At 63.7% G+C, this 11,815-nt stretch carries 12 protein-coding genes; 6 read left to right on the forward strand and 6 right to left on the reverse strand.

The features are described from left to right. Nucleotides 1-30: 30 nt before the first annotated feature. From ACTJKE_RS28665 to ACTJKE_RS28675, 3 genes are all read left to right on the forward strand, one after another. Nucleotides 31-1,515 (forward strand): mannitol dehydrogenase family protein, encoded by a 1,485-nt coding sequence (locus ACTJKE_RS28665; RefSeq protein ID WP_093234888.1) that lies wholly within the window; start codon nt 31-33, stop codon nt 1,513-1,515. A gap of 104 nt (nt 1,516-1,619) precedes the next feature. Next, nucleotides 1,620-2,288 carry an HAD family hydrolase gene (locus tag ACTJKE_RS28670; RefSeq protein ID WP_058326447.1) on the forward strand — a complete coding sequence of 223 codons (669 nt, stop codon included), beginning with the start codon at nt 1,620-1,622 and terminating at the stop codon, nt 2,286-2,288. A 29-nt stretch (nt 2,289-2,317) separates the two neighbouring features. Then, the gene (locus ACTJKE_RS28675; RefSeq protein ID WP_440693213.1) at nt 2,318-3,901 is read left to right on the forward strand and encodes an FGGY-family carbohydrate kinase; all 1,584 of its coding nucleotides are present in this window, start codon (nt 2,318-2,320) and stop codon (nt 3,899-3,901) included. A gap of 477 nt (nt 3,902-4,378) precedes the next feature. On the opposite strand, the gene ACTJKE_RS28680 is transcribed toward ACTJKE_RS28675, so the two are convergent. Beyond that, the gene (locus tag ACTJKE_RS28680) at nt 4,379-5,173 is read right to left on the reverse strand and encodes a response regulator (RefSeq protein WP_057249067.1); all 795 of its coding nucleotides are present in this window, start codon (nt 5,171-5,173) and stop codon (nt 4,379-4,381) included. A 135-nt stretch (nt 5,174-5,308) separates the two neighbouring features. On the opposite strand from ACTJKE_RS28680, the gene ACTJKE_RS28685 reads away from it, so the two are divergent. The 3 genes from ACTJKE_RS28685 (at nt 5,309) to ACTJKE_RS28695 (ending at nt 7,781) form a co-directional block, all read left to right on the forward strand. Then, a complete protein-coding gene (locus ACTJKE_RS28685; protein ID WP_058320782.1) occupies nt 5,309-5,503 on the forward strand; it encodes a NepR family anti-sigma factor in 195 nt (64 codons plus the stop codon). An 8-nt stretch (nt 5,504-5,511) separates the two neighbouring features. Continuing rightward, entirely contained in the window at nt 5,512-6,066 is a 555-nt protein-coding gene (locus ACTJKE_RS28690) for an RNA polymerase sigma factor (protein ID WP_057249069.1), read from the forward strand. Between the two features lie 212 nt (nt 6,067-6,278). Next, nucleotides 6,279-7,781 carry a sensor histidine kinase gene (locus ACTJKE_RS28695; RefSeq protein WP_058320783.1) on the forward strand — a complete coding sequence of 501 codons (1,503 nt, stop codon included), beginning with the start codon at nt 6,279-6,281 and terminating at the stop codon, nt 7,779-7,781. Nucleotides 7,782-7,824: 43 nt separating this feature from the next. On the opposite strand, the gene ACTJKE_RS28700 is transcribed toward ACTJKE_RS28695, so the two are convergent. The 5 genes from ACTJKE_RS28700 to ACTJKE_RS28720 form a co-directional block, all read right to left on the reverse strand. Then, the gene (locus tag ACTJKE_RS28700) at nt 7,825-8,256 is read right to left on the reverse strand and encodes a hypothetical protein (RefSeq protein ID WP_440693215.1); all 432 of its coding nucleotides are present in this window, start codon (nt 8,254-8,256) and stop codon (nt 7,825-7,827) included. A gap of 129 nt (nt 8,257-8,385) precedes the next feature. Then, nucleotides 8,386-8,754, reverse strand: a complete 369-nt coding sequence (locus ACTJKE_RS28705) for a DUF883 family protein (protein WP_057249072.1) — start codon at nt 8,752-8,754, stop codon at nt 8,386-8,388. Nucleotides 8,755-8,955: 201 nt separating this feature from the next. Next, nucleotides 8,956-9,747, reverse strand: a complete 792-nt coding sequence (locus ACTJKE_RS28710) for a heme ABC transporter ATP-binding protein (protein ID WP_440693217.1) — start codon at nt 9,745-9,747, stop codon at nt 8,956-8,958. An 8-nt stretch (nt 9,748-9,755) separates the two neighbouring features. Then, entirely contained in the window at nt 9,756-10,874 is a 1,119-nt protein-coding gene (locus tag ACTJKE_RS28715; RefSeq protein ID WP_057249074.1) for a FecCD family ABC transporter permease, read from the reverse strand. Then, nucleotides 10,861-11,811 (reverse strand): heme/hemin ABC transporter substrate-binding protein, encoded by a 951-nt coding sequence (locus ACTJKE_RS28720; RefSeq protein WP_112948224.1) that lies wholly within the window; start codon nt 11,809-11,811, stop codon nt 10,861-10,863. Before ACTJKE_RS28720 ends, ACTJKE_RS28715 begins: the two co-directional genes overlap by 14 nt. Nucleotides 11,812-11,815 lie beyond the last annotated feature (4 nt).

Raw genomic sequence — 11,815 nt, forward strand, 5'->3', positions numbered from 1 at the left:
GCCGGTGAAGCCTCGAAAGGATACGGGATCATGACGACCAAACTCTCACTTGCCGCCCTCGACACGATCAAGGCCAAGGCCGGCGTGCCGAACTACGACCGGTCGCAATTGACGGCGGGGATCGTGCATTTTGGCGTCGGCAACTTCCATAGGGCGCACCAGGCCGTCTATCTCGACGATCTCTTCAATGCCGGCCACGACCGGGATTGGGCCATCATCGGTGCCGGCGTACTTGCCTCCGATGCAACGATGCGGGCGAAACTCGCGGCGCAGGATTTCCTGACGACGGTCGTCGAGCAGGACAACAACCGCACCGGCGCCCATATCACCGGCGCGATGATCGACTACCTGGAACCAGGCGACATCCCGGCGATCATCGCGAGGCTGACCGATCCGGCGATCCGCATCGTGTCGCTGACGATCACCGAAGGCGGTTATTTCATCGATCCGGCGTCGGGTGTATTCAACCCGACCCATCCGGCAATCGTCGCCGACGCGCAGAACCCGGCTGCTCCGAAGACTGTGTTCGGACTGATCGTCGCCGGCCTGAAAGCGCGCCGCGACAAGAACGTTCCGCCCTTCACCGTGATGTCCTGCGACAACATTCCCGGCAATGGCGAGGTCACGCATGCCGCTGTTTCCGGCCTTGCTCGGCTCGTCGATGCTGATTTCGCTGACTGGATCGATGCCAATGTCGCTTTCCCGAACGGCATGGTGGACCGGATCACGCCGGCAACCGGCACACGTGAAATCGGCATTGTCGCCGACGATTACGGCATAGAGGACGCCTGGCCGGTGTTCTGCGAGGAATTCAAGCAATGGGTGCTTGAAGACCATTTCCCGCTCGGCCGTCCGGCGCTGGAGAAGGTCGGCGTCCAGTTCGTACCCGACGTCGCGCCGTACGAACACATGAAGATCCGCATCCTCAACGGCGGCCATGCGGCGATCGCCTATCCGGCGGCTCTGCTCGACATTCATTTCGTGCATGAGGCGATGGAAGAGCCGCTGATCCGTGCCTTTCTTGCCAAGCTTGAACATGACGAGATCATTCCGGTCATTCCGCCCGTGCCGAACACCGATCTCGGCGATTACTACAAGCTGATCGAGACGCGCTTTGCCAATCCGAAGATCGGTGACACGATCCCGCGTCTGGCGCAGGACGGTTCCAACCGCCAGCCGAAATTCATCCTGCCGTCGACGGCCGATCGCCTAGCGCGCGGCGAAGATGTCGTCGGTCTGTCGCTGGTTTCGGCACTGTGGTGCCGCTACTTCGCCGGCACGTCCGACAGCGGCAAGGCGATCGTCTTCAACGACCAGAGCGCCGACCGGCTGAACAAGGCGGCGCTTGCTGCCAAGAACGATCCGGTGGCCTTCCTGGAGCTCGGCGATATCTTCGGCGATGTCGCGCGCTCCGATCTCTTCCGCCGCCGTTTCAGCCATGCATTGAAAACCCTCTGGGAAAGGGGTACGCGCGCTACGCTCCAGCTTTATCTGGACGACAAGCTCACCGCATAATTCCCTGGATCACATCGAACCAGGGACGAGATTATGCGCCAATTCAAAGCGTTACAGCGACCTTGGCGCCTTATATCGCGCGTAGCTGTAAGGGGTAGGGTGCGATGGCGGACACAGCGTCCAGGCTGGTGATTTTCGATTGCGACGGCGTGCTTGTCGATAGCGAGCCGATCTCGCTGGAAGTGCTGGTGGACGTGCTCTCGGCCGCCGGCGTTCCGATGACCGCCGAAGAAGCGACGGAACGATTTCTCGGGCGCAGCCTGAAAAGCATGTCGGCGATCCTCCACGACGAATATGGCCTTGCCACCGACGATGCCTTCCTCGAGGGCATGCGCCTTCGTCTGTATCAGCGCTTCCGCACCGAATTGCAGCCGATTGCAGGTATCCGCGAAGCGGTCGAAGGGCTCGAGGGTGCGTGCTGCGTCGCCTCGTCCAGCCAGCCGGAACGCATCCGCCTGTCGCTGACCGTCACCGGGCTCATCGACCTCTTCGAGCCCAATATCTTCTCCGCCACCATGGTGAAACACGGCAAGCCGGCGCCTGATCTCTTCCTGCATGCGAGCCGCGAAATGGGTTTCGCGCCCAGGGATTGCGTCGTCGTCGAGGACAGTCCGGCGGGTATCGAAGCGGCGAAGGCGGCGGGCATGCGGGTCTTCGCCTTTGCCGGCGGCAGCCATGCCCGATCCGACCGGCACCGCCAAAGTCTCGCGAATCTCGGTCCCGACGTGCTGTTTGACGACATGGGCGAATTGTTACAGTTTGTCCGCCGATAGCAGGGACAAGAGGGGCGGGACTTTCATTGATGCGTGAATTCGTCGTTGCGGTCGATGTCGGCACCGGCAGTGCGCGCGCCGGTATCTTTGACCGGAAGGGCACGCTGCTCGCGCGTGCCGACCTGCCGATTGCCATGAACCGGCCGGAAGAAAACCACGCCGAACATGATTCTGAGGATATCTGGCGCGCCGTCTGCGGCGCGGTCAAGGCGGCCAAGGACAAGGCCGGGATCGCCGCTGAAAGCGTTGCCGCGATCGGCTTCGACGCCACCTGCTCGTTGGTGGTGCGCGACAGCGAAGGCGAGCCGCTATCCGTCAACCGCAAGGGCGAGGCGCGCTGGGACACGATCGTCTGGCTCGACCATCGGGCGCTCGCCGAGGCAGATTTCTGTACGGCGACCGGCCATCCGGTGCTCGACTTCTCCGGCCGCGTCATGTCGCCGGAAATGGAAATGCCGAAGCTGATGTGGCTGAAGCGCAACCTGCCGCAACAATGGCAGAAGGCGGGTTTCTTCTTCGACCTGGCCGACTATCTTTCCTGGCGAGCGACGGGAAGCGCTGCTCGCTCGCGCTGCACGCTGACAGCGAAGTGGAATTATCTGGCGCATGAGAAGCGTGGCTGGCAGCCGGACTATCTCGAAAAGATCGGGCTTGAAGATCTCATCGAACGCGGCGGGCTGCCGGAAGAAACGCTGCCGATCGGAAGCTCGGTCGGTCATTTGAGCGCTGCGGCGGCCGCAGAGCTTGGGCTCGACGAAGCCTGCCAGGTGGCGCCGGGCCTGATCGACGCCTATGCTGGTGCGCTCGGCGTCGTCGGCGGGTTCATCGGGAAGCCGGAGACGCTTGAAAAACAACTCGCGTTGATCGCCGGTACATCGAGCTGCATTGTTGCCTTTTCCAAGGATATGAAGCCGGGCTTCGGCATGTGGGGCCCCTATTACGAAGCGGTTCTTCCGGGCGCCTGGCTGATCGAGGGCGGGCAATCGGCGACAGGTGCGCTGCTCGACCATATCGTGCGGCTGCATGGCGGCGGCCTTGAACCGACAGCAGAGACCCACGGCCGGATCATCGCCCGGGTGCAGGAACTGCGCGCCGAGCAGGGCGCCGCTTTTGCCGATCGCCTGCATGTGCTTCCCGATTTCCACGGCAACCGCTCGCCGCTCGCCGACCCGCATGGGCTCGGGGTTATCAGCGGCCTGCCCCTCGATTCCTCCTTCGATGCGCTCTGCCGTCTCTATTGGCGCAGCTGCGTCGCGATCGCGCTCGGCATCCGTCACATCCTGGAGATGATGCGGGAGGTCGGCTACCAGCTCGACACCCTGCACGTCACCGGCGGCCACGTGCGCAACACGCTTCTGATGGAGCTCTACTGCGATGTGACCGGCTGCCGCGTGGTTGCGCCGCAGGCACCGGACGCGGTGCTGCTCGGTACGGCGATGGCAGCTGCGGTTGCCGGCGGCATCCACCGGGATCTCGCCGCCGCAGGGGCGGAAATGGCGTCGGAGGGGCACGAGCGCCTGCCGAACGCAAGTGCTCGCGGCACCTATGACCGCGATTACCGCCGCTTCCTGGCGCTCTACCGCCATCGTGACGAACTCGACAAGATGCAGTGAAGCGGTAGGCCGAAACGGTCAGGGCGGGTGCTTGGAACCTTTTGCCCCGTCGCGCATTCTGTTTGCGACCGGACGGTGGCGCGCATAGCCCCCAATGCCGCGCCGGAGGCAGACCGCCGGCCTACAACTCACACTCCCCGAGTGAGTTGCACATACCAGCCAGTGCCTTCCCTCGGCACTGGCTGTCGTGTTTCCGGGGTAAGCCAAAGAGATGCTGCGGGAAATGTGAAACGGCGGGGTGAGGCCGGCTGACATGAAGTCGCGCCGGCGAGTGTGCCTCCGCGCGAATATCGGGAAGTGGCGCAAATATCAGGAACGGCTGATTTCGGGAAAACCGGCCATTCGCCGCTTCGACGAAACGGTAAAATGGACTACGGCGTCGCGGCCCTTTGTGACGCGCGACGCTGTAGCCCTTTGAATGACCTGCATGTTCTTGCCTTTGATCGGTTGCGATCAAAGGGAACATGCAGGTTGCACTCAGGCCGCCGCCTTGGTCGATTCGTTGAAGAACAACGCCTGACTGATCAGTGCCTTGACCATATCCGGGTTGAACGGCTTGGTGACCAGGAAGGTCGGTTCCGGCCGCTCGCCGGTCAGGAGCCGTTCCGGGAAAGCGGTGATGAAGATCACCGGAATGGCGCTCGTCTTCAGGATGTCGTTGACCGCGTCGATGCCTGAGCTGCCGTCGGCGAGCTGGATATCGGCAAGCACCATGCTTGGCCGCGTCCTCTTGTAGAGGGCGATCGCTTCGTCGCGCGTCCGGGCGATGCCGGTGACCCGATGGCCGAGGCTTTCGACCATCTGTTCGATATCGATGGCGATCAGCGGTTCGTCCTCGATGATCATGATATCGGTCGCGACCTGGCGCGAGATTTCCTGCGAGGCGCGGTCGAGCAGGCTGCCGACCTTATCGGTGGACACGTCGAGAACCTCGGCGGCTTCCTCGGGACGGAAACCTTCGACCGAGACCAGCAGGAAGGCCTGGCGGGCAAGGGGCGAAACGGTTGCGAGATTGATCGATGCGCGCTGTTCCCAGGCAAAAGGCGAGATCGGTTCCGGCACAAGCACGGACGAGGAACCGAAGAGTGAGGTGAAGAGCCGGAACAGGCCAACGCGATCATTGCTCGCTTCCGGGAAAATCGACGTGTCGGCGATCAGCGCTTCGAGAACGGCAGCGACATAGGCGTCGCCTGATGTCTGCGAGCCGGTCAGCGCGCGCGAATAGCGGCGCAGATACGGCAGAAGCGGTGCTATCCGCGTGGACAATGTCATAGGGGAACTCCCTCGGGTATCTTTCTACGGTGACGTTGCGAGAACGCCGGACGTAAAAAAAGGTTCCGCGAGGGAACATTTCAATTTTCTGCTGCGTTATGGCGGCTATGGACACTCGAAGGCGACAGTTTGACAATGAAATATAAAACAGGGGCAGGGCGGACTACCGGCACGACCTTATGGACAGAAGACCCAAATGCGCAGATCGCAGCAAAGCTGAAAGCGCTTTATCAGTCCGTGCAGGAAGAGGCGATACCCGCGCGTTTTCTCGATCTTCTGGAAAAGCTCGACGCAGCCGAGCAGCAATCGGCGCTGCAGGGCAGGGAGTAAGTGCCAGAATGTCGTCCGAAAAAAATGATTTCAAGCGAGAGATGCTTGCCGCCTTGCCGAGCCTGCGTGCCTTCGCCATGTCGTTGATCGGTCGCCACGACCGTGCCGACGATCTGGTGCAGGACACGATCATGAAGGCCTGGGCGAAGCAGGACCATTTCGAGATGGGCACCAATATGAAGGCCTGGCTCTTCACGATCCTGCGCAACGAGCTCTACAGCCAGATGCGCAAGCGCGGGCGCGAGGTGCAGGACACCGACGGTCACTTCACCGAGTCGCTGGCCCATCATCCCGAGCAATACGGCTCGCTCGACCTGCAGGATTTCCGGCGCGCGCTCGAGATGCTGCCGCCGGACCAGCGCGAAGCGATCATCCTGGTCGGAGCTTCCGGCTTCTCCTACGAGGAGGCGGCGACGATCTGCGGCTGTGCCCTTGGCACGATCAAGAGCCGGGTCAACCGCGCGCGTCAGCGGCTGCAGGATATCCTGCAGGTGAAGGGTGAAAACGACTACGGGCCGGATGAAACCTCGGCTCCGATCACGTCGCGGGCCTTCATCTCCTGAGGGAAGAATTTCGGGCAGGACACCGTTGCAAAAGTGGCGGTGTCCTGCTTTCACTGGCGGCTTGAGCCCAAGGGGGACACGCCGTGACGGCTGGCATCGACTGACGAATGCGCAGTGATGACGATTTTGGGGCGAGACGCTCCAGAATCGAGCGGGATGCGGGTGGATCGCCAGGGCTTCCTCATCTCGTTCAGATTGAGAATTGAGACCGTATGCACGTGAGGACAGAGAAAACGGACCCGCCCGTGACGAAGCTGCTCGACGCGCCCGAGCGTCTTGGCGTTCTGCATGCGACCGTCCCCGACATGGCCATCCCGGATCGGGATTTCGACGGGATCGTCGAAATTGCTGCCGGGCTTTTCGACGCTCAGATCGCACTGGTGACGCTGATCGACCGCGAATGGCAGTGGTTCAAGGCGGCTGTCGGCACCGATGAGACCCGTGCCCCATCCGAAGACGCGTTTTGCCCGCATGTGACCGCTGCGGCCGACTCCAGCCTCGTCGTGCTCGACGCTTCGACCGATCCGCGGTTCGCGCGTCACCGACAGGTCAAGGGGCCGCCATTTCTGCGCTTCTATGCCGGTGCGCCGATCGTGCTCGACGGGCAGGCAGTGGGCACGGTTTGTGTGTTCGACGACAAGCCGCGCGCTGAGGTGTCGCAACCGCTCATCCACCAATTATGCCGGCTTGCCGCGCTCGCAGCCTCGCTCTTCAAGGTCAAGGACGAAGCCCGTCGGCGCGCTCTAAAGGAGGCGGCGTTGTCGCGCGAGGAGCAGCGGCACGCGATGGCGCTCGAAGCGGCCAACATCGGCAGCTGGCTTTGGGATATCCGCTCAGGTGCGATCGCCGGCAACAGCGCATTGAAACGTATGTTCGGACTTTCGGCCGAGCGTTCGGTTGGCGTCCGGGACATCTTCGGCGCGATCCACGTCGACGACCGCGGCGCGACTTTCGCCAAGCTTCGCCAGGCGATGAAGGCTGACGATGAATATGACGGCATGTTCCGCATTGGCGATACCGGTCGCTGGCTGCTTGGCCGCGGCCGCGTGCACGACCGTGACGGCAAGGGCAATCCGCTTACGTTCATCGGCGTGACGATCGATGTCACCGACCAGCAGGCTTCGGCGCAGCGCACTCGGCTCCTGCTCAAGGAGCTCAATCATCGGGTCAAGAACACACTGGCCATGCTGCAATCGCTTGCGCGCCAGACGCTTCGCCAGACGAGCGACCCGGCCGAATTCATGACCGCGTTTGCCGGCCGCTTGCAGGCGATCTCCGAGGCGCATGGTCTGCTCTCTGATCACGAGTGGGGCACCATCCGGCTTGCCGACCTGATCGCCAAGCAACTGCTGCCGCATGTGAGCGCCTATGCGGACCAGATCGAACTGCACAAGGACGAAGTGTCGCTTGGTCCCGACCAGGCCGTCGGCCTCGGGCTGGTCCTGCACGAGCTTGCAACCAACGCCGTGAAATACGGATCGCTGTCGGTGCCGAAAGGCAAGGTGGTATTGACGGCGCGAAACGTCGTCGAAGACGGCGACACCGTTCTTCATCTCACCTGGACCGAGGTTGGTGGGCCGCCGGTGCGCGAGCCAAAGCGGCGCGGCTTCGGCTCCATCCTCATCGAGCGCAGCCTCGACAAGGTGCTGGGTAGTTCGGTGAAGGTGGAGTATCTCCCCGCCGGGGTCACGGCGCTGATCCGGTTGCCGCTCTAACGGGATCGCACCCGCCATTGAGACGACTGGCTTGCTGCGTGCATCAGTCGTCGTGTTTGCGTCCGCGTCGCTTGCCGGTGCCGAGAAGCGCGCCGATCGCAACAGCCGTCGCGACGGCGAGAAGCGGCTGTTTGCGCAGGATGCCGGCGGCCGCGAGCAGGGTCAGATTGGTCTGCATTTGCGTGCGACGGCGGCGTTCTTCCTGGCGCCGCCGGTCACGGTTCTGCAGAGACATGAGGATGCCAACCAGCACCAGCGCGGTGACGACCAGAGCCCCGGCGATTGCCGCCGCGGCCGCGACCGGGGAATAGCGCGCGCTGAGATAAAGAAAGGCTGCGGCTAGCGCGAAGACATAGGCGGTGACGAGCAACAGCCCTATGACGCTCCATAGGGCTGCGTCGCGCTTCACACGAGAGGCGGCGGCGCTGATATCGGCGGCCAAGAGGCTGGCCAGGGCGGCCGTCAATGGTCCCATGCGTTACTCCCCGTCGTGATAGGGCCTCTTAGGCTAGGTCGGGATACGGGCGGAAAACCTATCTGTTTTTCCTCATCTCGTTCGAAACCGCGAGCCGTTGCCCGCGGGTCCGGTTCGACCGACTGCAAATCAGCGCCGAAGCAGCGCCGCCACCGCGAGCCCAATCAGGGCGGCGGCGCCGAGCGTGGCGATGGGATGCTCGCGAACGGCGTGGCGGACCTGTTTTTCTGTGCCGGCATAACGGTCGCGAAGTTCGGCCAGCAGGTCTTCGCCGCTTGCCAGCAATTCGCTGATGCCGGCTTCGGCCTGTTCACGGGCGTCCTGTGCCTTGCCACGTGCCTGCTTTGAGGCGGCCGCTCCACGATCGGCCAGCAATGCGACGAGCGTTGCCACATCACTGCGCAACTCGCCCAGTTGTTCTTCGATGGAGATATCGGCGAGCTTGCCGTTGCTTTTTGTCGATCGCGAGCTCGAGCCGGAGAAGAGGCTAGGCGCCATGATGGATACTCCCTTTCACGCATGCGCCGGCCGCGAACGGTCGGCGCTGTCTGACGGTACCGGCGAGCACAACTAGAGGCCCTTGCCGGCGCTTCGGGAGAACAACGCACAAGTGCGGAAATTGTTTCGATAAATCTTGGTGTTGAGGCTTGAGAAATCCGGAAGCCCCAACAGGCATCTACCGGGTCCTCGGGCGTGGCGTCAGAGCGATGCTGTCTGCGGCAGGACGAACGGCACGTGCGGCGCCGGTGCGACACCCACCTGCATGCGGCAGCCGAAGACGGCTTCCATCGTCTCGTCGGTCAGAACCTCGCGCGGCGTGCCGCAGGCGCGGACCTTGCCGGCTTTCATCATCACCATTCGGTCGGCGAACATGGCCGTCAGGTTGAGGTCGTGCATCACTGCGACGACCCCGCCGCCGCGTTCGCAGAACTTGCGGGCGAGCTGCATGATCCCGAGCTGGTGGCGGATATCGAGGCTCGACACCGGTTCGTCGAGCAGCAGGTAGCGCGGCTCGCCGTCGATGACCGGATCGGTGATCTGGCAGAGGACGCGGGCAAGCTGCACGCGCTGCTGCTCGCCGCCCGACAGTTCCTGGTAGAAGCGTCCGGCAAAGCCGGCCAGGTCCACCGCTTCCAACGCCTCGGCCGTGACCCGGTCGTGCACGGCGGGATCCACATTGGCACCGGCGGCAAGACCCAATCTCACGACCTCGCGCACGGTGAAGGGGAAGGAGATGACCGTAGACTGGGGCAGCACGCCGCGCATCAGCGCGAGCTCCCATGGCTTCAGCCCCCGCAGGTCGCGGCCATTGATGCGGATCGTTCCGCTCGACGACGAAAGCTCCCCGGAGATCGCCTTCAGCGTCGTGGTCTTGCCGGAGCCGTTCGGGCCGACGATGGCGGTCAGTGCGCCGGGCAGCGCCTCGAGCGAGACGCCGTGGATGACGGGTCGCCCGCCAAGGCGAACGGAGAGATTGGAAACGTTGATCATGGTTTCGCTCAGAGTCCCATGTTCGAACGGCCGCGCAGCAGGATCCAGAGGAAGAACGGCGCGCCGATAAAGGCGGTAACGATGCCGATCGGCAGTTCCGCCGGAGAGACGATGGTGCGGGCGATCATGTCGGCGAGGATCAACAGCGTGCCGCCGAGCAGCGCCGAGGTGGGCAGCAGGTAGCGATGATCGGGACCGATGACGAGCCGCAGCAGGTGCGGAACCACGATGCCGACGAAGCCGATGCCGCCGCTGACCGCAACGGATGCGCCGGTCGCCGCGGCGACACTGACGATCGCAATGTTCTTCAGCCGCTGGACAGGAATGCCCATATGGAAGGCGGCCGCTTCGCCGAGCGTGATGGCATTCAGCCCGCGCGCCAGGAAAGGGGTAACCGCGAGCGAAGCGAGGATGATCGGCGCTGCAGCCAGGATCTTAGTCCAGTTGGCGCCGGCGAGCGAACCGAGGCCCCAGAAGGTCAGGTCGCGCAATTGCTTATCGTCGGCCCTGAAGACGAGAACGCCGGTGACCGCACCGGTCAGCGCGCCGAGCGCAATGCCGGCGAGCAGTAGCGTGGCAATCGAAGTCTGGCCGCCGCGCGTGGCGATACGGTAGAGCAGCAGCGTGGTGACGAGACCGCCGACGAAGGCTGCGACCGGCAATGCATAGAAGCCGAACAGCGCGAAGAGCGGCCCGAAGGCGGCGGTTCCGAGCACAATCAGCAGCACGGCGCCGAGGCTCGCGCCTGAGGACACGCCGACGAGGCCGGGATCGGCCAGCGGATTGCGGAAAAGGCCCTGCATGACGACGCCGGAAACCGCGAGCGAAGCGCCGACGAGCATGCCGAGCACGGCGCGCGGCAGGCGGATATCGAGAATGATGATGCGGTCGCGGATGCTCAGGGCCTGATCGGCCTCACCCATCAGCCAGCGCCAGACGTTGGCGAGCGATGCATCGGCGGCACCGGTCATGATCGAGCCGACGAAGGTCGCGACCGCAAGCGCGATGAGGGCGACGATGACGAGACGTGCCAGCCGGGACCGGTTGCCCGAGCGCCACTCGTTGCGGATATCGGCGGCAAAAGCGGTCAGGCGCATGCCGCGGGCCAATGCCTCACTGCGAGGCATTGGCCTTCTTCCCGTAGATTGCGGCATTCAGTTCGCGGACGGCGCTTGCGGTGCGCGGGCCGAAGCCGAGCAGGTGCAGGCCGTCCATGCGGATCAGCGCCTTGTTCTTGGCGGCAGGGGTAAGGCTGAGCGCCGGCAGGGCGAAGAGTTCGTCCGCCTCGGCGGAATGTTCGCCGCCGCGGTCCATCATCAGGACGACATCTGGCTTGGCCTCGATTATTGCCTCGTCGGTCAGGGCCTTGTAGCCGGGGAAGGTGCCGACCGCGTTGATGGCGCCCGAGAGCTCGATGATGCCGTTGGCCGCGGTTCCCTGTCCCGATGCCATGACCTTGCCGCCCTGCGTGCTCAGGATGAAGAGCACACGCTTGCGTTCGGCTTCCGGACGGGCGGCATTCTCGGAGACTGCCGCATCGAGATCGGCTTCGACGCTCTTTGCCAGGGTTTCGGCCTTTTCCTCGACACCGAGGAAGGTGCCGACCGCACGGATCTTGGCGGGGATGCCGGCCTTGTCAAAGGCCTCGGGCACGCTGGTAAAGGCGATGTTCGCTTCCTTTAGCACCGCCAACGCCTCCGGCGGACCGCTGCCTTCGACGGCGATGATTGCGCTCGGGTTGGCAGCGATGATGCCTTCCGGTGCGAGCTGGCGCATGTAGCCGACATCCGGCAGCGCCTTTGCCGCTTCCGGATAGGTGCTGGTGGAATCGCGACCGACGAGGCGACCTTCCTCGCCGAGCGCATGGATGATCTCGGTTATCGCTCCGCCGACCGATACGACGCGCGAGACGTCGGCCTTCTGCATGTCCTCGGCCATCGCCGGCCGGATGAAGGAGGGGGCACCGGGTGCCACCGCTGGCAACAGGAAGGGAGCCGAAAGGGCGAAGGCGGCAAGCGCCAGTTCCCAGCGGCGAAGGCGTCGGAAGTCGAGACCCTTGATCATCTGA

Origin of the sequence: Ensifer sp. 22521 (genome assembly GCF_052044795.1) — a bacterium.
Lineage (GTDB): Bacteria > Pseudomonadota > Alphaproteobacteria > Rhizobiales > Rhizobiaceae > Ensifer.